We start from the raw sequence: 18,963 nt of genomic DNA, 5'->3' as shown, positions 1-18,963 counted from the left end.
GTATGTGCGGCCTTATGACTGCACATATTGCACAGCGGAAATCCAAACTATTGCGCACCTTGCGGTGCGGGACCAGGCTGGCCGCCATGACGCAGACCACACACCACACTCCCGACACCGCCCGGCAGGCCGACCCCTTCCCGGTCAAGGGAATGGACGCGGTCGTCTTCGCCGTGGGCAACGCCAAGCAGGCGGCGCACTACTACTCCACGGCCTTCGGCATGCAGCTGGTCGCCTATTCCGGGCCGGAGAACGGCAGCCGCGAGACCGCCAGCTACGTCCTGGAGAACGGCTCGGCCCGCTTCGTCCTGACCTCCGTCATCAAGCCCGCCACCACCTGGGGCCACTTCCTGGCCCAGCACGTGGCCGAGCACGGCGACGGCGTCGTCGACCTCGCCATCGAGGTCCCGGACGCCCGTGCCGCGTACGCCTACGCGATCGAGCACGGCGCCCGCTCGGTCGCCGAGCCGTACGAGCTGAAGGACGAGCACGGCACGGTCGTCCTCGCCGCGATCGCCACCTACGGCGAGACACGCCACACCCTCGTCGACCGCTCCGGCTACGACGGCCCCTACCTGCCCGGCTTCGCCGCCGCCGAGCCGATCGTCGAGCCGCCCGCCCACCGCACCTTCCAGGCCGTCGACCACTGCGTCGGCAACGTGGAACTCGGCCGGATGAACGAGTGGGTCGGCTTCTACAACAAGGTCATGGGCTTCACGAACATGAAGGAGTTCGTGGGCGACGACATCGCGACCGAGTACAGCGCGCTGATGTCGAAGGTCGTGGCCGACGGCACGCTCAAGGTCAAGTTCCCGATCAACGAGCCCGCCATCGCCAAGAAGAAGTCCCAGATCGACGAGTACCTGGAGTTCTACGGCGGAGCGGGCGTCCAGCACATCGCGCTCAACACGGGCGACATCGTCGAGACGGTACGGACGATGCGCGCGGCCGGCGTGCAGTTCCTGAACACCCCGGACTCGTACTACGACACTCTCGGCGAGTGGGTCGGCGACACCCGCGTGCCGGTGGACACCCTGCGCGAACTGAAGATCCTCGCCGACCGCGACGAGGACGGCTACCTCCTGCAGATCTTCACCAAGCCGGTCCAGGACCGCCCGACCGTCTTCTTCGAGATCATCGAGCGGCACGGCTCGATGGGCTTCGGAAAGGGCAACTTCAAGGCCCTGTTCGAGGCGATCGAGCGGGAGCAGGAGAAGCGCGGAAACCTGTGAGGCCTGTGCGACGCCTGTGAATTCGTAGAACGTGCAACCAAAGAACGGCAGTTGACGCTCTCATGTCCTGTGGGTGCCACGAGGGCATCCACAGGACTCGGGGGAGAGCGTGACCACTCCGATTGACCTTGCCCTACCGTCCGAGCGCTGGCTGTGGCAGAAGGCCACGCTCAGGGAGCCGACGGTGCTGCAGTCGTTCGCCTTCGACGAGCCGAACAAGCACCTGTACGTCCTTCAGGTCACCGCCACCGGTCACGCGGCCGGCGATCTGTGCCTCAACAGGCTGGACTACCAGGGCAAGTTGCTGGGCCACATGTATCTGAAGGGCTTCGGCCACGGCGTCAGCATGGGCATCCAGCGCGACGCCAAGGACGGCAGCACCTGGATCTGGACCGAGGCCGCCGCCGAGAACGGCTACGGACAGGGCGTCACCCGTTTCCACTTCGCGAACGGCGCCGTGCGCACCGGCGCACAGGTCAGGATCCGCCGTCCCATCGCGGACTCCACCAACAACCAGCCGTCGGTGTGCATGGCCTCGGGGCGCATCGCCGTCCGCTACCGCGACAAGGCCGACAAACCCCGCTACCGCGTCTGGGGCCTGGACGCCTTCGTGGCCCGCGACTACGACAACCCGATCGCGGACGTCGCCCAGGCCGGCGCCCACCCCGACCCGAAGATCCCCTTCCAGGGATACGCCCTGCACGGCGACGTCATCTACCAGCTCGCGGGCACGGCCTACGACACGAAGACCAACCCGCCGGCGGGGCGGGGCAACGCCTACGTCTCCAGCCTCGCCATCACCACAGGCAAGCTGCTCCGGCGGCAGCGCACCGAGGCCGGCTACTCGCTCAGCCACCGCGAGCCGGAGGGCGTCGCCGTGCGCGAGGGCCCGGATCCGAAGGTGTACCTCGGCTTCGCCTCGGGAGAGCTGGGCGCACGCCGCTTCTCGATCTTCGTCAAGGAGGCGGGGAAGTCGTAGAACGGCGTCGAGGAGTCGCCGGAGTTCCGCGAACCCCGGGCCGTGCTGGCCGAGTTCGGCCTCGAACTGCCCGACTCGACGGAGATCACCGTGTGGGACTCCAGCGCGGAGACGCGCTACATGGTGCTGCCGCGCCGCCCGGAGGGCACGGACGGCCTGGGGGAGGAACAGCCGGCCGCACTCGTCACCCGTAACGCGCTGATCGGAACCGCGGCGGTGTGACCCGGCGCGCGTTCTGACCGGCCTTGTTGTCCTCGTCGTCCGTGGACACCGGGGCCGGCGTGGGCACCGGCTCGTCCGGCGGCTCACCCAGCGCCGCGAGCGCCTGCTTCGCGAGCGGCACCGCGAGCGGCGAGAAGTACGGATTGATCCGCATCGCCTCCTGCAGATGCCGGCGCGCGGGCCCGGCCAGCCCCGACTCCTGCTCGATCATGCCCCGGTGATACGCGTACAGGGCACTGCGGACACCGCCCCCGTGCGCCTGGTCCGTCGCCGCCGCCGCGAACTTCAGCGCCTCCTTGTCGTCCCCGGCCCGGTGCAGCGCCCAGCCCAGCGCGTCGGCCACCGGGATGCCGGGCTGCCGCTGCCACTCGGCGCGCAGCCGGCGTACGGCCGCCTGCGGATCCCCGTGGTCCGCCTCGAAGACACCGAGCACCAGGTCGTCGTCCACACCGCCCGCAGTCTCGTCCGTCACCCGGGTCCGCAGCAGGTCGTACTCCACCCGGGCGGCCTGCCCCAGCCCCAGTGACTCGTACAACTCGCCCAGTTCCAGGGCGTATTGAGGGCACGGCTGCTTGTCGAGTGCCACCCGGTAGGCGTTCAGGGCCTCCGTCGTGCGGCCCAGCGCCGCCAGCGTGCGCCCCTGCCCGGCCTGCGCGGCCCGCTGGTCGGGATCGAGCCGCACCGCCTCCTGGAAGCGACGCAGAGCCTCCTCCAGGTCCCCGCGCTCCCAGGCCAGCTGCCCGGCCCGCTCCAGATACGCCGCCTGCTCGGCAGGCCGGCCCGCGCCCGCCGCCGCGTCGGTCAGGGCGGCCGCCGCGTCCTCGCGCCGGCCCCGGTCGCGGTAGACGCCCGCGGCCCGCGCCCGCACGGCCGCCCCGGAACGCAACTTCAGCAGTCGGTCCAGGGTCCGCTTGGTCGCCTTGTAGTCGCCGAGCCCGGTGTAGGCGTCGATCAGCAGCGGATACGTGGTCCACCGCTTCGGTTCGAGCTTCAGCGCCGCCTCGCCCCAGGTCCGCGCCGCCCGGAAGTCCCGGCGGGCGTTCGCCAGCGCCGCCATGCCGTCCAGCGCCGCGGTGTTTTTCTTCGGCCGCACCGTCATGGACGTACGCAGCGCCGTGTCGGCCCGCGGATAGTTCGTCGCGTCGGCCGTGCGCCGCCCCTGCTCGACGTAGGCCGTGCCGAGCACCGCCCACGTCAGCGCGTCCTTGGGGTGCGTCCGCAGCCGGGCCTCACGTTCGTCGATCAGCATCGCCAGGTCGGGCAGCGCGGCCGGCACCCCCGAGGTGACCGCCGTCAGCGCCTGCGCTCCCGCGGCCGCCACCGGCGCCGGCGGCCGCGGCGCGGTCCGCTCCCAGGGCCACAGCGCCACCGCCCCGCCGAGCACGGCACACCCCGCGACGGCGGCGACCAGCACCCGCCGTCCGCCGAGGCCTGCCCCCGTGCCCCCGCGCGCCCGCCCGCCGCCCTCCGCTTGCTTCTCCATGGCGATCACTGTGCGTCAATACGACGAGCACATCCCGGCATACGTCCAGTGCCGTGGACGGGGTTCACACCGATGGCCCCGGGTGCGACGCTGTGATCATGAGCCGTATCGAAGCGCGTCGCGAGGAGGACACCGCAGTGACCAGTAACCTCGTCGACCGTCTGCTGGGCGGTCTGCCCGCCGAGGCCGTCCTGACCGACCCGGACGTCACGGCCTCGTACGCCAACGACATGGCGAGCTTCTGCCCGGCCGGTGCCCCGGCGGTGGTCGTGCTGCCGCGCACGGTCGAGGAAGTCCGGCACGTCATGCGCATCGCCACCGAGCTGCGCGTCCCGGTCGTCCCGCAGGGCGCCCGCACCGGCCTGTCCGGCGGCGCCAACACGTCGGAGGGCTGCATCGCGCTCTCCCTCACGAAGATGGACCGGATCCTCGAGATCAACCCTGTCGACCGCATCGCCGTGGTCGAACCCGGCGTCATCAACGCGACCCTCTCCCGCGCGGTCGGCGAGCACGGCCTGTACTACCCGCCGGACCCCTCCAGCTGGGAGATGTGCACGATCGGCGGCAACATCGGGACGGCCTCGGGCGGCCTGTGCTGCGTGAAGTACGGGGTCACCGCCGAGTACGTGCTCGGACTGGAGGTGGTGCTGGCCGACGGCCGGCTCATGTCCACCGGCCGCCGTACGGCCAAGGGCGTCGCCGGGTACGACCTCACGCGCCTGTTCGTCGGCTCCGAGGGCTCGCTCGGCATCGTCGTACGGGCGATCCTGGCCCTGAGGCCGCAGCCGCCGCAGCAGCTCGTGCTGGCGGCCGAGTTCGCCTCCGGCGCCGCCGCCTGCGACGCGGTGTGCCGGATCATGGCGGGCGGCCATGTGCCCTCGCTCCTGGAGCTGATGGACCGCACGACGGTGAAAGCGGTCAACGACCTGGCGCACATGGGGCTCCCGGAGACCACGGAGGCCCTGCTCCTGGCGGCCTTCGACACCCCGGACCCCGCCTCGGACCTCGCCGCCCTCGGCGCGCTGTGCGAGGCGGCGGGCGCCACCCAGGTCGTTCCCGCCGACGACTTCGCCGAGTCCGAACTCCTGCTCCAGGCACGGCGGTTGTCACTCACCGCACTCGAAGCCGTCAGCGGCACCACGATGATCGACGACGTGTGCGTGCCCCGCTCCAGGCTCGGCGAGATGCTCGAAGGCACCGAGCGGATCGCCGAGAAGTACCAGCTCACCATCGGGGTCGTCGCACACGCCGGCGACGGCAACACCCATCCGACGGTCTGCTTCGACGCCGCCGACCCCGACGAGTCCCGGCGCGCCCGCGAGTCCTTCGACGAGATCATGGCCCTCGGCCTGGAGCTCGGCGGCACGATCACCGGCGAGCACGGCGTCGGGGTCCTGAAGAAGGAGTGGCTGGCGCGCGAGATCGGCCCGGTGGGGGTGGAGATGCAGCGGGCCGTCAAGCAGGTCTTCGACCCGCTGGGCATCCTGAACCCGGGCAAGCTGTTCTGATCCGGCCCCGGTGGGGTCACTGGGCGAGCAGCTGGTGGAGCGCGTCGTCGATCCCCAGCTGGTCGCCCTCGGCCCCCGGGGGCACCACCCGCAGCGTCCGCTCCAGCCAGGCGGACACCTGGGCGGCCGGTGCCTCCAGCAGGGCGTCACCGCCGGGTGAACTCAGCGCCATCAGGACGACGCTGCGCCCCTCCGACTTCGAGGGCCACACCCGTACGTCCCCGGTCCCGCACGGCCGGAACACCCCCTCCACCAGCAGATCGCGGGAGAACGTCCAGTACACGGGGTTCTCGGAGTTGGTGTGGAAGGTGACGTGCACGGCGTACGGGTCGTCGGTGTGGTAGCTCAGCCGGGCCGGGACCGGGACGCTGCGTTCCGGCGACAGGATCAGCCTGAGTTCCAGTTCTCGTTCCACCACGGTGTAGTGCATGGCGTGCGGTTCCTCTCTCGGGCAGGTGTACGGGGCCCAGCGGCGGGTCCGTACGAGTGGAGAGAGCGGGGGGTGCCCGATCATTACGCGGGTTGGGAGAACTTTTTTTCCGAAGGTGTGAAGCCGGTGCGCGAGGTTGCCCGGAAAGGGGCGGGTAGTAAGGGACTGGCGGTGGGGGTTGCGCCGGTCTGATAGATGTGGAGCCCCCTCTATTGACCCCCGAGCAGATACGGGACGACGGACATGAGCGCCCCAACCCCGGCCCCCGGTGACCACAGGCCCCGCGAAGGGTATTACCCGGACCCGTCCATTCCTGGATATGTCCGGTACTGGAACGGCGCGTCCTGGGTCCCCGGCACCAGCCGCCCGGCGCCTACGGACGGTGTGCCGCTCGCCCCGCCGTCCGGCTCCGCCCCGGCTCCGGTCGAGGAGACGGGACCGCACTTCTTCGACGAGGACCCCGAGCCCCGGCCGTCTCCGTCCGACGCCCAGCACGGCAGCCGCCCCGAACCCGCGTCCGCCTGGAGCGCCGACCGCTCCCGGCAGTCCGGCTTCGGCGGCGACCAGGACCGCCGTGTGTCCTGGGGTTCCCCGCCGGCCGTGGACCCGCGTCTCCCCGCCGACCCGCCGTCCCAGCCGGCCGGCCAGGCGTCCCGCACGGACGGCACGGCGACGATCCCGCCCGACCACACGGGCGCGGACGACGTGGTCTCCGGCGGCACCTTCGTGTTCCGCAGGCCGACGAACCCCGCGGGAGCGGACGCGGCGGGTGCAGCCGGCTCCTCGGGCACGGGCACGGGCACAGGCGCCGGCACTCCCGGCATCCCCGGCCCCGGTGGTCCCGTGGGTGACGAGGGGACCATGATGTTCCGCGCGCTCTCCCCGCGCACGGGCGGGCAGGGCGGGGCGCACACGGGGGACACGGACAGGCCCGGCTTCGGCGCGGGCAAGGCGGCCGCCGATCGTGCCGCCGCGACGCAGGCACCGCCCCCCGCCGCCGCTCCCGCGCCGACCCCGCTCTCGGGCCCCCAGCAGGCCTCTGGGACGGTCCCTCCGCAGACCGGCGGCGCCCGGCCCGCCGCGGTCGGCCAGAGCCCCGTAGGCCGGTCTCCCGGCGGGCAGCCACCCGTCTCCGCCCCCGCCCCCATGGCCAGCGGCGCCGGCGGCGGTCAGCCCTCCTGGGCGCAGCAGGTGCACCGGCTCGCGGGCGCCGACGAGGACCAGCCCGTCGTCCCCTGGAAGCCGCCCGTCGAGGACGTCTTCCAGGCGGCCGCACGGCGTCAGTCCGAGGCGCGCCCCGCGGGTCTCGGCAGGCGACTGGCCGCCCGGCTGCTGGACACGGTCGTCCTCACGGGCGTCACCGCGGTGGCCGCCGTACCGCTCGGCACCAAGGCGCTCGACCACGTCAACGAGAAGATCGACGCGGCCAGGCTCTCCGGCGAGACCGTGACGGTCTGGCTGCTGGACGGCACCACGGCGGTGTACCTGGGCGTCATCCTGGCCGTACTGCTCGTCTTCGGCGTCCTCTACGAGGCGCTGCCCACCGCGAGGTGGGGCCGCACCCTGGGCAAGAAGCTGATGGGTCTGGAGGTGCGGGACATCCAGGCACACGAACCTCCGTCCTTCGGCGGAGCCCTGCGCCGCTGGCTCGTGTACAGCGTGCCCGGTCTGCTCGTCGTAGGTGTCGTCGGGGTCGCGTGGTGCCTGTTCGACCGCCCGTGGCGCCAGTGCTGGCACGACAAGGCCGCGGGTACGTTCGTGGCGGGCTGACCGCATACGTCGTACGCACCGGCTGATTCGGTACTCCGGACGGCCGTCCGCCGGATGCGGCGCCGTCAGGAAAGCGGTCCACTCGGGCCATGAGCACCGAACCGCCCCCCGGTTCCGGCCGGCCGCCGGAAGACGACCCGTTCAGGAAGCAGCCGCCGCCTGGCCAGGGGTCGGGCTCACCGTACGACGCCCCCGGAGGCGGTCAGCAGCCTCCTGGCGGTCAGCAGCCGCCGCCCTACGGCGGCGCTCCCCACGGCGGCGGTGACCCCTATGGCGGCGCTCCCCACGGCGGCGGCTCGTACCCCACCGACCCGCTCGCCGGGATGCCTCCGCTCGCGATGAGCGGCAGGCGCACACTGGCCCGGATCATCGACATGATCCTCGTGGGCATCGTCGTCTGGCTGATCACCTGGCCGCTCGATGTGCACGAGTACAGCGTGAACGGCAACCACATCGAGTACGGCAAGTCGTTCGCGCAGTCGCTCGTCGCCGCCGTGCTCTACATCGGCTACGACACGATCATGATGAGCAAGTCGGGACAGACGCTCGGCAAGAAGTGGCTGAACATGCGCGTGGCCAATCTCGACAACGGCTCCACCCCCTCCGTGCAGACCAACCTGGCCCGCGCGGCGGTGCTGTGGATCCCGTTCGCGTTCTGCTGCGCGTGCATCTGGACCGCGATCGCGGGCGGCTGGAGCTACTTCGACCGGCCCTACAAGCAGGGCCTGCACGACAAGGCCGCCAAGACGGTGGTCGTCAGCACCCGTTGACGCGAGCGCGCGTCAGCGACAACGACCGAGGTGGCTCAGGAAGCCGCCCGCTCATGCACCGGCTCGGACGCCACCGCGGCGACCGTGGCCGGTACGGGCGTTTCCTGTTCCGCCGGCTGCTGCACGGCGGCGATCCTGGGCCTGGGCTGCGGGGCCGTCATGGCGACCAGGAGTCCGAGGGCGAGTGCAGCGAAGGCGATGACCGCGATCCCCACGCCCGAACTCGTCTGTGACAGCAGCAACATGGCGAGCGTCGAGAAGATCACGGTGCAGGAACCGTAGACGAGCTGGGCGGGCGTCGGACGAGGCATGGCAATCGTGTCCTCGGAAGTGGGGGTCCACTGGGGGCGTCGGCCTGGCTTTCCGCCGATCTCGGGGCAGTCCGCCAATCGACTCTAATCGCGTGCATGCCCGACTGGAACGAACAGTAAGCGTGACCTAACCAACAGTGCCGGTGCACAGGGGGCGCACGGAGTCATGGCGTCCAACACGTGGACGCGTGAACGCGCCGGTGAGGGGTGTCCGCAAACCGGATCCCGCTTCCGCATAGTGCACTTGTTCTGCACAAGTCAAGGTCTGTTTTTTCTTACTGCCCTCTAGTCAAATTGCGTCACTTGACATGTCACCTTGACCAAGAGGATCTCAAGTGACCTTTAGACCTTGGACGTTCAGAGCGACCGCGGTCGGTGTCGCCCTCGCGGCGGCCACCGCCACGTTCTCGACGTTCGCCGTGGCCCAGGCCGCAGACCCGGCCAAGTCCGCCACCATCGACCGCCACGACCCGGCGGCGATCGAGAGCACGCAGAAGCACGACCTCGACGGTCCGCTCTCCAAGACCCAGGAGGCCCAGCGCCAGGAGGCCCTGAACCAGGTCATATCCGGCAAGGCCCAGGTCAAGGACCGTCACGGTTCGCGGGTCGTCCAGCTCAAGAGCAAAAAGGGCGACAGCAAGTACGTGGAGCTGGGCCGGGAGAAGACCGACAAGATCTTCACGATCCTGGTCGAGTTCGGCGACAAGACGGACCCCGCCTACGGCGGCACGGCCGGCCCCGCGCACAACCAGATAGCCAAGCCCGACCGCAAGAAGGACAACTCGACGGCCTGGCAGGCGGACTACAACCAGAAGCACTTCCAGGACCTCTACTTCGGCACCGGCAAGAACACCGAGTCGATGAAGAAGTTCTACGAGAAGCAGTCCTCGGGCCGCTACTCGGTGGACGGCGCGGTCGCCGACTGGGTCAAGGTCCCCTACAACGAGGCCCGTTACGGCAACAACGCCTGCGGCTCCACCAACTGCCCGAGCGTGTGGAACGTCGTCAGCGACGGCGTCACCGCCTGGGTCGCCGGGCAGAAGGCGGCCGGCAGGTCCGACGCCGACATCAAGACGGAGCTGGCGAAGTTCGACCAGTGGGACCGCTACGACTACGACGGCGACGGCAACTTCAACGAGCCCGACGGTTACATCGACCACTTCCAGATCGTGCACGCAGGTGAGGACGAGTCCGCGGGCGGCGGCGCCCAGGGCAAGGACGCGATCTGGGCGCACCGCTGGTACGCGTTCGGCACCGACGCGGGTGCCACCGGCCCGACGGGCAACAAGCTGGGCGGCGCGCAGATCGGCGACACCGGCATCTGGGTCGGCGACTACACCATCCAGCCGGAGAACGGCGGACTCGGCGTCTTCGCCCACGAGTACGGCCACGACCTGGGCCTGCCGGACCACTACGACACCACCGGCGGCGGCGACAACTCCACCGGTTTCTGGACGCTGATGTCCTCCGGCTCGTGGCTCGGCCGGGGCAAGGACGCCATCGGCGATCTGCCCGGCGGCTTCAGCGCCTGGGACAAGCTGCAGCTGGGCTGGCTGAACTACGGCACGGCGAAGGCCGGGACGAAGTCGAAGCACACGCTGGGCGTCTCCGCCTACAACACCAAGAACAAGCAGGCCCTGGTGGTTTCGCTGCCCGACAAGGCGGTCTCCACCGAGGTCGTCACCCCGGCGCAGGGCTCGACCCAGTGGTGGAGCGGCAGCGGCAACGACCTGAAGAACACCCTGACCCGGTCGGTCGACCTCACCGGTAAGTCGTCGGCGACGCTGACCCTCGACGGCTACTACGACATCGAGGCGAACTACGACTACCTCTACGCCGAGGTGTCGACCGACGGCGGCGCCAACTGGACCGCGCTCGACGGCACGGTGGACGGCCAGGCCATCCCGCGCGACGGCAGCGACAAGCCCGCGCTGACGGGCACGGTCGACGGCTACAAGAAGCTGTCGTACTCGCTCGACGCCTACGCCGGCAAGAAGATCGGCCTGCGCTTCCGCTACCAGACCGACAGCGGTGTGGCCCAGAAGGGCTTCGCGGCCGACGAGATCACGGTGACCGCGGACGGCACGGCGCTCTTCTCCGACAACGCCGAGGCCGCCGACGCCGCGTGGACCGCCACCGGCTTCTCCCGCATCGGCGCGTCCTTCACCAAGGACTACAAGCAGTACTACCTCGCCGAGAACCGCCAGTACGTGTCGTACGACCACACCCTCAAGGTCGGCCCGTACAACTTCGGCTTCTCGACGACCCGTCCGGGCTGGGTGGAGCACTACCCGTACCAGAACGGCCTGTTGATCTGGAAGTGGGACACCTCGCAGCAGGACAACAACACCAGCCAGCACCACGGTGCCGGCCTGGTCCTGCCGATCGACTCCCACCCGGCCGCGCTGAAGTGGTCCGACGGCACGCTGATGCGCGGCCGCATCCAGTCGTACGACTCGCCGTTCAGCCTGTACGGCACGGACGGCATCACGCTGCACAACGCGGACGTCGCGACCCGGATCAAGTCGTCGAAGGGTGTGCCGGTCTTCAACGACCACACGAGCACCTACTACGACGAGTCGGACCCGCTGGCAGGCGTCCGCGTCACTGACACCAACACCAAGATCAAGATCGTCCGCGAGGCCAAGGACGGCTCGACGATCAAGGTCGAGGTGGGCCCCGCAGTGAAGTAGTCGGCATTTCTGCAGGTCAGAAGCGTATCGGCGGTGACCCCCTGGCGGGTCGCCGCCGATCGTGTTTAGGTGCGTCCTGTGCTTTTCTTATTGACACCGACTCGCACGGGGGTGTGACTGCATGGCCGCAGGAGGTTTCTGCAAGCTGCCGACCGGCAGCGTGGTGGTGGCGCTGAACCTGCCGAGCCCGACCGCCGACGGCACGGGCTGCGTGCGCGTTCTCGTCCACGCCCGCAACCGGGCGCGCGCTTTGACCAGGCTGCGCAACGTCGGCATGCGGGCCGTGTATCTGCGCGGCAACGGCGCCCCGCCGACTCCGGACGAGATCACCGCGGTCCTGCACCATCCCGACGGCCTCATATGGCGTACGGCACCTGACATCGGTGTCGTCCCCGGCCCGGAGCTGCCCCAGGAGCTGTGGCACCCCATCAGGGCCCTGCTGAGGCGCCCCACGGCTCCGGCATGACCGGACGCGCACGGCCGCGCCCCTGAAGGGGCGCGGACCCGCGCGACGGGCCACGACGAACCCGTGGACGCCCGACAGCTCATCGCGGCCCCCCGGAGCGCGCAGGCTCAGGCGACCACGGGCTTTCCGGACAGCTCCACGCCTGCCGAGCGCAGCTCCTCCAGCGCCCGCTCCGTGGTCTCCGCCGCCACCCCGGCCGTCAGGTCCAGCAGAACCTGGGTCCGAAAGCCTTCCCGCGCGGCATCCACGGCAGTGGCCCGCACGCAGTGGTCGGTGGCGATCCCCACGACGTCCACCTCGCCGACCTCCCTGGCGCGCAGCCAGTCGGCCAGTTTCACGCCGTTCTCGTCGGCGCCCTCGAAGCCGCTGTACGCCGCCGCGTACGCCCCCTTGTCGAAGACGGCGTCGATCGCCCCGGAGGCGACGACGGGCGCGAAGTTCGGGTGGAAGCCGACGCCCTCCGTGCCCGCGACACAGTGCGCGGGCCAGGAGCGGACGAAGTCGGGGTTGTCGGCGAAGTGGCCGCCGGGTGCGATGTGGTGGTCGCGGGTGGCCACCACGTGCTGGTAGCCGGAGCCGCCCGCCTGTCCGATCAGCTCGGTGATGGCGGCGGCGACGTCGGCCGCGCCGGACACCGCGAGACTGCCCCCCTCACAGAAGTCGTTCTGCACGTCGACGACGATCAAGGCGCGGCGCATGGTGGGTGTCCTTCGACTAAGAGTGAACTTACGAGCCTAGAGACTTCGGGGGCCGTGCGGGAGGGGGCGTCGGGGGGTGTCCGGCCGGGCAGTCGCCTCAGCTGCCCGTGCGCCCCACGGCGTACTCCGTCGGAATGACCGGTTCCCCTCGCGAGAGCTGGGTCGCCGACAGCGGCAGGTTGGCGCGTGCGGCCGCGTGCCTCTCGCGTACGACGTCCAGCGGTTCGCGCGCGACCACGGTGCCGCTCTTGACCAGCTCGACCAGCAGCTGCCGGTCCGCCAGCTCGCCCGGCACGGCTCCCGTGCCGACGACCTCGGCCTCCGCGACCCCGTCCGCGTCCAGCCGCCGCGCGGCCCACTTGCGGCCACCGACGGACGTCTTGCCGCCGCTGGACTTCTTCGCCACCGGCACCAGCGGCGCCTTCGGGTCGGCGGACTCGGCGCGGGCGACCAGCTTGTACACCATCGAGCAGGTCGGGTGCCCCGAGCCGGTCACCAGCTGCGTCCCGACGCCGTACGCGTCCACGGGCGCCGCCGCCAGCGAGGCGATGGCGTACTCGTCGAGGTCCGAGGTCACGATGATCTTCGTGTCGGTGGCGCCCAGCTCGTCCAGCTGCTGCCGCACCCGGTGCGCGACCAGCAGCAGGTCGCCGGAGTCGATGCGCACGGCGCCCAGCTCGGGCCCGGCGACCTCCACGGCCATCCGGACGGCCTCGGTGACGTCGTACGTGTCGACGAGCAGGGTGGTGCCCCGGCCCAGCGAGTTCACCTGCGCCTGGAAGGCGTCCCGCTCCCGGTCGTGGAGCAGGGTGAAGGCGTGGGCGGAGGTGCCGACGGTGGGGATGTTGTAGCGGAAGCCCGCCGCGAGGTCGGAGGTGGAGGCGAAACCGCCGAGGTAGGCGGCCCGGGATGCGGCGACCGCGGCGAGTTCGTGCGTGCGCCGGGCGCCCATCTCGATCAGCGGGCGGGTGCCCGCGGCCGAGGACATCCGGGAGGCCGCCGCCGCGATCGCGGAGTCGTGGTTGAGGATGGACAGGATCACGGTCTCCAGCAGCACGCACTCGGCGAACGACCCCTCGACCCGCATGATCGGCGAGCCCGGGAAGTACACCTCGCCCTCCGGATAGCCCCACACGTCACCGCTGAAGCGGTAGGAGGCGAGCCACTGCAGGGTCGCCTCGTCCACGATGCCGCGCTCCCGCAGGAAGGTCAGGACGTCCGCGTCGAAACGGAAGTTCTCGACGGCGTCCAGGACTCGCCCGGTGCCCGCCACGACGCCGTAGCGCCGCCCGTCCGGCAGCCGCCGGGTGAAGACCTCGAAGACGCTCCGCCGCTCGGCGGTACCGGCCTTGAGGGCGGCCTGCAGCATCGTGAACTCGTACTGATCAGTGAAGAGCGCCGTCGACGGAACATCCACCGGCAGCCCAAGGTCCGCTACGTCCACCACAGCTCTCCTAGCCATGACTCTTCGGGTGCCCCCAGGTCGGCCGGGGGTTCGGGGGTTGTCCCCCGATGTGTGCAGCATGGCAGGTGATGCTACACCCCTTCGCGTCAGTGTGACGATTTGTGTGGGGCATGGCAGCATGGCTGTGTGACGTCACCCGCTCCCCTTGAGATCGAACGAACCGAGTCGGCGGAGGAGGTCTTCGCCGTACCCGAGCCGGACGTCCCCTGGGTCACGATCGTGCACAACGACCCGGTCAACCTCATGAGCTACGTGACCTACGTCTTCCAGGCGTACTTCGGCTACAGCAAGGACAAGGCCACCAAGCTCATGCTCGATGTCCACCACAAGGGCCGGGCGGTCGTCTCCAGCGGGACTCGCGAGGAGATGGAGCGCGACGTGCAGGCGATGCACGGCTACGGTCTGTGGGCCACCCTCCAGCAGGACCGGAAGTAGCGAACCGAATTCATGCCAGGACACTTCGAACCGCTCCCCGGCGGCGGCGCGGCCGTCGCGCTCGACGACGTCGAGATCTCCATCATCCGGTCGCTGGCCGTCCAGCTCCTGGAGCTCGTCGGACCAGGCCCCGGCGAGGACGCCCCGGACGACCCGCTGGCCGAACTCTTCGCCGAGGGCCCCAGTGAGCCCCCCAACGACCCCGTCCTCAGGCGGCTCTTCCCCGACGCCTACAGCGACCCGGAGGGCACTCCCGGCCCCGCCGAGGCCGAGGAGCAGCAGGCGCACTCCGCCGAGTTCCGCCGCTTCACCGAGAACGACCTGCGCGCCGGCAAGCGCGAGAGCGCGCTCGCGGTGGTCCGCTCCCTCGACGCGCTGGCACCCGCCGTCGACGGCGGGGCGGTCCTCAAGCTGTCGGCCGAGGAGTCCCGTCAGTGGCTGGGCGCCCTCAACGACCTGCGCCTGGCGATCGGCTCCCGGCTGGAGATCACCGACGAGGACGACACCGATCTCCTCTACCGGCTCCCCGACGAGGACCCGCGCAAGCCGATGGTGATGGCGTACCTGTGGCTGGGCGGTCTCCAGGAGACGCTCGTCTCGACCCTTATGCCCTGATCCGCGACGGTTCTTCGTTCGCTCAGAGGACGCTCAAATCCGGATAACGATCCCGTCACCGCGGCGGCCTTCTATGCATCCCTGAGCGCCCTTTTGTCTGCTTCTTCCTGTGATCTGCGCCACATGTCCCGCCGTTCATCCACGTTGCGGCCGTGATAAATCTTCACGACCGCCCGGCGAACACCACCCATGTTCGGCCGGGTGCGCCACCAGCCGGCGGATCGCCGGTCAGGCACGGGCGAGTCCGCAAAACCCGCCCAGCTCCATCCATCCGGGGGGATCGAGAACGATCCGAGGCCGACGAAAGGCCCGGTTCGGCCATGGAGAAAGGCGCACACCACATATGACCTCCGCTCAGGTCGACACGTCGGAGCAGGGTTCCGAAGAGGGGTACGAGCGCGGGCTCGGCAGCCGCCAGGTCCAGATGATCGCGATCGGCGGCGCCATCGGCGTCGGCCTCTTCCTGGGCGCCGGGGCGAACATCGCCAAGGCCGGCCCCAGCCTCATCTTCATGTACGCCCTCGCAGGCGTGATCATCTTCTTCATCATGCGGGCGCTCGGCGAACTGCTCCTGTACCGCCCGGTCTCGGGCTCCTTCGCGGAGTACTCCCGCGAGTTCCTCGGCCCGTTCTTCGGCTACTTCACCGCCTGGACGTACTGGCTGATGTGGGTCGTCACGGGCATGGCCGAACTCACGGCCGCCGCGATCTACGTCAACTACTGGTTCCCGTCGGTCCCGCGATGGGTCACGGCCCTGGTCTTCCTGGTGATCCTCTTCGGGGTCAACCTGATCTCCGTGAAGCTCTTCGGTGAGCTGGAGTTCTGGTTCTCGATGGTCAAGGTCACCGCCCTGATCGGCATGATCGTGATCGGCCTGGGCGTCCTCACCTTCGGCTTCAGCGCCGCCGGTGACACCGCCTCCGTCGCCAACCTCTGGCAGTTCGACGGCTTCTTCCCCAACGGCGTCGGCTCGTCCCTGATGACCCTCCAGGGCGTCATGTTCGCCTACCTCGCCGTCGAGCTGGTCGGCGTCACGGCCGGCGAGTCCGAGGACCCGGAGAAGACCCTGCCGAAGGCGATCAACACCCTGCCCTGGCGCATCGCGCTGTTCTACGTCGGCGCGCTCACCGTCATCCTCTGCGTGGTCAAGTGGACCCAGTTCGCGGAGGGCGTCAGCCCCTTCGTGAAGGCGTTCGGGCTGATCGGCATCCCGGCCGCCGCGGGCATCGTCAACTTCGTCGTCCTGACCGCGGCCCTGTCCTCCTGCAACTCGGGCATGTACTCCACGGGCCGCATGCTGCGCAACCTGGCCGACAACGGCGAGGCCCCCAAGGCCTTCAGCAGGCTGTCCGCCACCAAGACGCCGGCCCTCGGCATCACCGTCTCCGTGCTCTTCATGGGCATCGGCGTGATCCTGAACTACGTCGTCCCGGAGAAGGCCTTCGGCTACGTCACCTCGGTGGCCACCGCGGCCGGCATCTGGACCTGGCTGATGATCCTGATCAGCCACGTCCTCTACCGCCGCGCGGTCGTCGCGGGCCGCCTGCCCGCCTCGTCCTTCCCGGCGCCGGGCGGCGCGGTGTGCTCGTACATCGCCATCGCGTTCCTGCTCTTCGTCACCGGCCTGATCGCCTACGACGCCGACTCCCGCGTCTGCCTGTACGTGATGGCGGCCTGGGCGGTCGCCCTCGGTATCGGCTGGGCAATCCTCAAGGCCCGCAACCCGGAGGTCACCCAGCGCCGCGAGCCGACGCTGGAGAAGATCGGCTGACCGGGCACGTCCGGCATCCGGGCCGTCCCGTACCACCCCTCGGTACGGGACGGCCCACCCGTCGCCCACCACCGCCCTACCTGACGCGCTGTGTGCGGCCCCTTTTGACTCCCTGCTTATCCTGACGAGCATGCTGACCATCACCCAGGCACTCGTCGACCAGATCGTCGCGCACGCGCGCAAGGACCACCCCGACGAGGCGTGCGGCGTCGTCGCGGGCCAGGCCGGTTCGGACCGCCCCGAGCGCTTCATCCCGATGCTGAACGCGGCCATGTCGCCCACGTTCTACGAGTTCGACTCCGGTGATCTGCTCAAGCTCTACCGCGAGATGGACGACCGCGACGAGGAGCCGGTGGTCATCTACCACTCGCACACGGCGACCGAGGCCTACCCCTCCCGCACCGACATCTCGTACGCCAACGAACCGGGCGCCCACTACGTCCTGGTGTCGACGGCGGACACCGACGGCCTCGGCGACTTCCAGTTCCGCTCGTACCGCATCGTGGAGGGCGAGGTCACGGAGGAGGAGGTCACGGTCGTAGAGGCGTACTGATCTCGCAATCCGGTCAGAATTCATCCAGCATGCGAGATCACACTCCGGGACCGGGACCGGGAATCGATACGATGAGCCCATGGTTGTGGACGACGTGAGCGACAAGGCGCCGAGCGTGCTGCTCGTGGCGCGGCTGCACGTCGACCTGTGCAGGCTGAACAGCGCCATCTGTTGACGTTCCCTGCCGCCGTACGGCCGTGAGCCGCGGCGCGCGTCGTCGTGCGCCCACCGACCAGAACACTTCCCGACAGGAGCCCGCCACCATGGCCATCGAGGTCCGCATCCCCACCATCCTCCGCACCTACACCGACGGCCAGAAGGCGGTGGAGGGCAACGGGGACACCCTCGCAGAGCTCTTCGCCGACCTCGAGACCCGGCACGCGGGCATCCAGGCCCGCATCGTGGACGCCGGCGAGCTGCGCCGCTTCGTCAACGTCTACCTGAACGACGAGGACGTCCGCTTCCTGGAGGGCATCAACACCAAGCTCGCCGACGGCGACAACGTGACGATCCTGCCGGCCGTGGCCGGCGGCATGGCCTGATCCCGGATGCGTTACGACTCCCCGCTGGCCGCGGTGGGCAACACCCCTCTGGTGCGCCTGCCGCGGCTCTCGCCGTCCGCCGACGTGCGGATCTGGGCCAAGCTCGAGGACCGCAACCCGACGGGCTCGGTCAAGGACCGGCCCGCCCTGCACATGATCGAACAGGCGGAGAAGGACGGCCGCCTGACCCCGGGCTGCACGATCCTGGAGCCCACCTCGGGCAACACCGGCATCTCCCTGGCCATGGCGGCGAAGCTCAAGGGCTACCGGATGGTGTGCGTGATGCCCGAGAACACCTCGCAGGAGCGTCGTGACCTGCTGGGCATGTGGGGCGCGGAGATCATCTCGTCCCCGGCCGCGGGCGGCTCCAACACGGCGGTGCGGGTGGCCAAGGAGATCTCGGCCGAGCACCCGGACTGGGTGATGCTCTACCAGTACGGCAACCCGGACAACGCGGGCGCCCACTACGCGACGACGGGCCCGGAGATCCTCGCCGACCTCCCCTCGGTCACCCACTTCGTCGCGGGCCTGGGGACGACGGGCACGCTGATGGGCGTCGGCCGCTACCTGCGCGAGAACAAGCCGGACGTCCGGATCGTCGCCGCGGAACCGCGCTACGACGACCTGGTGTACGGCCTGCGGAACCTCGACGAGGGCTTCGTACCCGAGCTCTACGACGCCTCCGTCCTCACCACCCGCTTCTCCGTCGGCTCGGCGGACGCGGTCACCCGCACCCGCGAACTGCTCCAGCAGGAGGGCATCTTCGCGGGCGTCTCCACCGGCGCCGCACTGCACGCCGCGATCGGCGTCGGCCACAAGGCCGTCAAGGCGGGCGAGAGCGCGGACATCGTGTTCGTAGTGGCCGACGGCGGCTGGAAGTACCTCTCGACGGGCGTCTACACCGCGGCGACGACAGAGGAAGCGATCGAGACGCTGCAGGGCCAGCTCTGGGCGTGACGGGGATTTCCCGGCAGGAGATTTCCTGACGGGGATCTCCTGACGGGAACTCCGTGCCCGGGA

Annotated in this window: 20 protein-coding genes; 15 read left to right on the top strand and 5 right to left on the bottom strand. The window is 70.0% G+C overall.

All coding sequences use genetic code 11. The annotated features are described in order from the left end of the window. Window positions 1-86 precede the first annotated feature (86 nt). From hppD to ACYUED_RS16320, 3 genes are all read left to right on the top strand, one after another. Window positions 87-1,232, top strand: a complete 1,146-nt coding sequence (gene hppD / locus ACYUED_RS16330; RefSeq protein ID WP_491293015.1) for a 4-hydroxyphenylpyruvate dioxygenase — start codon at window positions 87-89, stop codon at window positions 1,230-1,232. 109 nt (window positions 1,233-1,341) lie between these two features. Continuing rightward, complete coding sequence (locus tag ACYUED_RS16325; RefSeq protein WP_491293014.1) at window positions 1,342-2,211, top strand: phage baseplate protein; 870 nt, start codon at window positions 1,342-1,344, stop codon at window positions 2,209-2,211. 42 nt (window positions 2,212-2,253) lie between these two features. Next, window positions 2,254-2,433 carry a nitrile hydratase subunit alpha gene (locus ACYUED_RS16320; RefSeq protein WP_491293013.1) on the top strand — a complete coding sequence of 60 codons (180 nt, stop codon included), beginning with the start codon at window positions 2,254-2,256 and terminating at the stop codon, window positions 2,431-2,433. Here the strand turns inward: ACYUED_RS16320 and ACYUED_RS16315 are convergent. Next, a complete protein-coding gene (locus ACYUED_RS16315) occupies window positions 2,396-3,916 on the bottom strand; it encodes a tetratricopeptide repeat protein (protein WP_491293012.1) in 1,521 nt (506 codons plus the stop codon). The genes ACYUED_RS16320 and ACYUED_RS16315 overlap by 38 nt on opposite strands. Window positions 3,917-4,008: 92 nt before the next feature. Here ACYUED_RS16315 and ACYUED_RS16310 point away from each other — a divergent pair, with 92 nt between their 5' ends. After that, complete coding sequence (locus tag ACYUED_RS16310) at window positions 4,009-5,424, top strand: FAD-binding oxidoreductase (protein ID WP_491293011.1); 1,416 nt, start codon at window positions 4,009-4,011, stop codon at window positions 5,422-5,424. Window positions 5,425-5,440: 16 nt separating this feature from the next. Here the strand turns inward: ACYUED_RS16310 and ACYUED_RS16305 are convergent, their stop codons facing one another. Further along, a complete protein-coding gene (locus ACYUED_RS16305; protein ID WP_491293010.1) occupies window positions 5,441-5,854 on the bottom strand; it encodes an SsgA family sporulation/cell division regulator in 414 nt (137 codons plus the stop codon). Window positions 5,855-6,097: 243 nt separating this feature from the next. Between ACYUED_RS16305 and ACYUED_RS16300 the strand changes: the two genes are divergently transcribed. Both ACYUED_RS16300 and ACYUED_RS16295 read left to right on the top strand, forming a co-directional pair. Then, on the top strand, window positions 6,098-7,624 hold the full coding sequence (locus ACYUED_RS16300) for an RDD family protein (protein WP_491293009.1): 1,527 nt from the start codon (window positions 6,098-6,100) through the stop codon (window positions 7,622-7,624). 89 nt (window positions 7,625-7,713) lie between these two features. Then, entirely contained in the window at window positions 7,714-8,394 is a 681-nt protein-coding gene (locus tag ACYUED_RS16295; protein WP_491293008.1) for an RDD family protein, read from the top strand. Window positions 8,395-8,429: 35 nt separating this feature from the next. Here ACYUED_RS16295 and ACYUED_RS16290 read toward each other — a convergent pair whose 3' ends face one another. Next, window positions 8,430-8,705: a hypothetical protein gene (locus tag ACYUED_RS16290; protein WP_491293007.1), complete on the bottom strand. Its 276-nt coding sequence runs from the start codon at window positions 8,703-8,705 to the stop codon at window positions 8,430-8,432. A gap of 335 nt (window positions 8,706-9,040) precedes the next feature. Here ACYUED_RS16290 and ACYUED_RS16285 point away from each other — a divergent pair, with 335 nt between their 5' ends. Both ACYUED_RS16285 and ACYUED_RS16280 read left to right on the top strand, forming a co-directional pair. Then, the gene (locus tag ACYUED_RS16285) at window positions 9,041-11,398 is read left to right on the top strand and encodes an immune inhibitor A domain-containing protein (protein WP_491293006.1); all 2,358 of its coding nucleotides are present in this window, start codon (window positions 9,041-9,043) and stop codon (window positions 11,396-11,398) included. A 121-nt stretch (window positions 11,399-11,519) separates the two neighbouring features. Continuing rightward, complete coding sequence (locus ACYUED_RS16280) at window positions 11,520-11,864, top strand: hypothetical protein (protein ID WP_266515216.1); 345 nt, start codon at window positions 11,520-11,522, stop codon at window positions 11,862-11,864. 107 nt (window positions 11,865-11,971) lie between these two features. On the opposite strand, the gene ACYUED_RS16275 is transcribed toward ACYUED_RS16280, so the two are convergent. Continuing rightward, entirely contained in the window at window positions 11,972-12,562 is a 591-nt protein-coding gene (locus ACYUED_RS16275) for a nicotinamidase (protein WP_491293005.1), read from the bottom strand. Between the two features lie 97 nt (window positions 12,563-12,659). Then, window positions 12,660-14,006: a nicotinate phosphoribosyltransferase gene (locus ACYUED_RS16270; RefSeq protein WP_491293004.1), complete on the bottom strand. Its 1,347-nt coding sequence runs from the start codon at window positions 14,004-14,006 to the stop codon at window positions 12,660-12,662. A gap of 147 nt (window positions 14,007-14,153) precedes the next feature. Between ACYUED_RS16270 and clpS the strand changes: the two genes are divergently transcribed. The 7 genes from clpS to ACYUED_RS16235 all read left to right on the top strand — a co-directional run bounded on the left by clpS (window position 14,154) and on the right by ACYUED_RS16235 (window position 18,900). After that, on the top strand, window positions 14,154-14,462 hold the full coding sequence (gene clpS, locus ACYUED_RS16265; RefSeq protein ID WP_266515201.1) for an ATP-dependent Clp protease adapter ClpS: 309 nt from the start codon (window positions 14,154-14,156) through the stop codon (window positions 14,460-14,462). A 12-nt stretch (window positions 14,463-14,474) separates the two neighbouring features. Further along, entirely contained in the window at window positions 14,475-15,077 is a 603-nt protein-coding gene (locus ACYUED_RS16260) for a DUF2017 domain-containing protein (RefSeq protein WP_491293003.1), read from the top strand. Between the two features lie 343 nt (window positions 15,078-15,420). Continuing rightward, window positions 15,421-16,848 (top strand): amino acid permease, encoded by a 1,428-nt coding sequence (locus ACYUED_RS16255; RefSeq protein WP_491293002.1) that lies wholly within the window; start codon window positions 15,421-15,423, stop codon window positions 16,846-16,848. A 130-nt stretch (window positions 16,849-16,978) separates the two neighbouring features. Continuing rightward, complete coding sequence (locus ACYUED_RS16250) at window positions 16,979-17,401, top strand: M67 family metallopeptidase (RefSeq protein WP_491293001.1); 423 nt, start codon at window positions 16,979-16,981, stop codon at window positions 17,399-17,401. 79 nt (window positions 17,402-17,480) lie between these two features. Continuing rightward, the gene (locus ACYUED_RS16245; RefSeq protein WP_323178087.1) at window positions 17,481-17,576 is read left to right on the top strand and encodes a putative leader peptide; all 96 of its coding nucleotides are present in this window, start codon (window positions 17,481-17,483) and stop codon (window positions 17,574-17,576) included. Between the two features lie 88 nt (window positions 17,577-17,664). Continuing rightward, window positions 17,665-17,943 carry a MoaD/ThiS family protein gene (locus tag ACYUED_RS16240; protein ID WP_266515190.1) on the top strand — a complete coding sequence of 93 codons (279 nt, stop codon included), beginning with the start codon at window positions 17,665-17,667 and terminating at the stop codon, window positions 17,941-17,943. 6 nt (window positions 17,944-17,949) lie between these two features. Then, window positions 17,950-18,900, top strand: coding sequence for a PLP-dependent cysteine synthase family protein (locus tag ACYUED_RS16235; RefSeq protein ID WP_491293000.1), 951 nt, complete (start codon window positions 17,950-17,952; stop codon window positions 18,898-18,900). Window positions 18,901-18,963: the final 63 nt, after the last annotated feature.

Source organism: Streptomyces sp. DF42 (assembly GCF_058267695.1).
This window is presented reverse-complemented; position numbering and strand designations above follow the sequence as displayed.

Bases quoted from the DNA above. Each gene is read 5' to 3' on its own strand.
- hppD (WP_491293015.1), top strand. From the start codon at position 87: ATGACGCAGACCACACACCACACTCCCGACACCGCCCGGCAGGCCGAC.
- ACYUED_RS16315 (WP_491293012.1), bottom strand. From the start codon at position 3,916: ATGGAGAAGCAAGCGGAGGGCGGCGGGCGGGCGCGCGGGGGCACGGGG.
- ACYUED_RS16305 (WP_491293010.1), bottom strand. From the start codon at position 5,854: ATGCACTACACCGTGGTGGAACGAGAACTGGAACTCAGGCTGATCCTG.
- ACYUED_RS16300 (WP_491293009.1), top strand. From the start codon at position 6,098: ATGAGCGCCCCAACCCCGGCCCCCGGTGACCACAGGCCCCGCGAAGGG.
- ACYUED_RS16295 (WP_491293008.1), top strand. From the start codon at position 7,714: ATGAGCACCGAACCGCCCCCCGGTTCCGGCCGGCCGCCGGAAGACGAC.
- ACYUED_RS16290 (WP_491293007.1), bottom strand. From the start codon at position 8,705: ATGCCTCGTCCGACGCCCGCCCAGCTCGTCTACGGTTCCTGCACCGTG.
- ACYUED_RS16280 (WP_266515216.1), top strand. From the start codon at position 11,520: ATGGCCGCAGGAGGTTTCTGCAAGCTGCCGACCGGCAGCGTGGTGGTG.
- ACYUED_RS16275 (WP_491293005.1), bottom strand. From the start codon at position 12,562: ATGCGCCGCGCCTTGATCGTCGTCGACGTGCAGAACGACTTCTGTGAG.
- ACYUED_RS16260 (WP_491293003.1), top strand. From the start codon at position 14,475: ATGCCAGGACACTTCGAACCGCTCCCCGGCGGCGGCGCGGCCGTCGCG.
- ACYUED_RS16255 (WP_491293002.1), top strand. From the start codon at position 15,421: ATGACCTCCGCTCAGGTCGACACGTCGGAGCAGGGTTCCGAAGAGGGG.
- ACYUED_RS16250 (WP_491293001.1), top strand. From the start codon at position 16,979: ATGCTGACCATCACCCAGGCACTCGTCGACCAGATCGTCGCGCACGCG.
- ACYUED_RS16245 (WP_323178087.1), top strand. From the start codon at position 17,481: ATGGTTGTGGACGACGTGAGCGACAAGGCGCCGAGCGTGCTGCTCGTG.
- ACYUED_RS16240 (WP_266515190.1), top strand. From the start codon at position 17,665: ATGGCCATCGAGGTCCGCATCCCCACCATCCTCCGCACCTACACCGAC.
- ACYUED_RS16235 (WP_491293000.1), top strand. From the start codon at position 17,950: ATGCGTTACGACTCCCCGCTGGCCGCGGTGGGCAACACCCCTCTGGTG.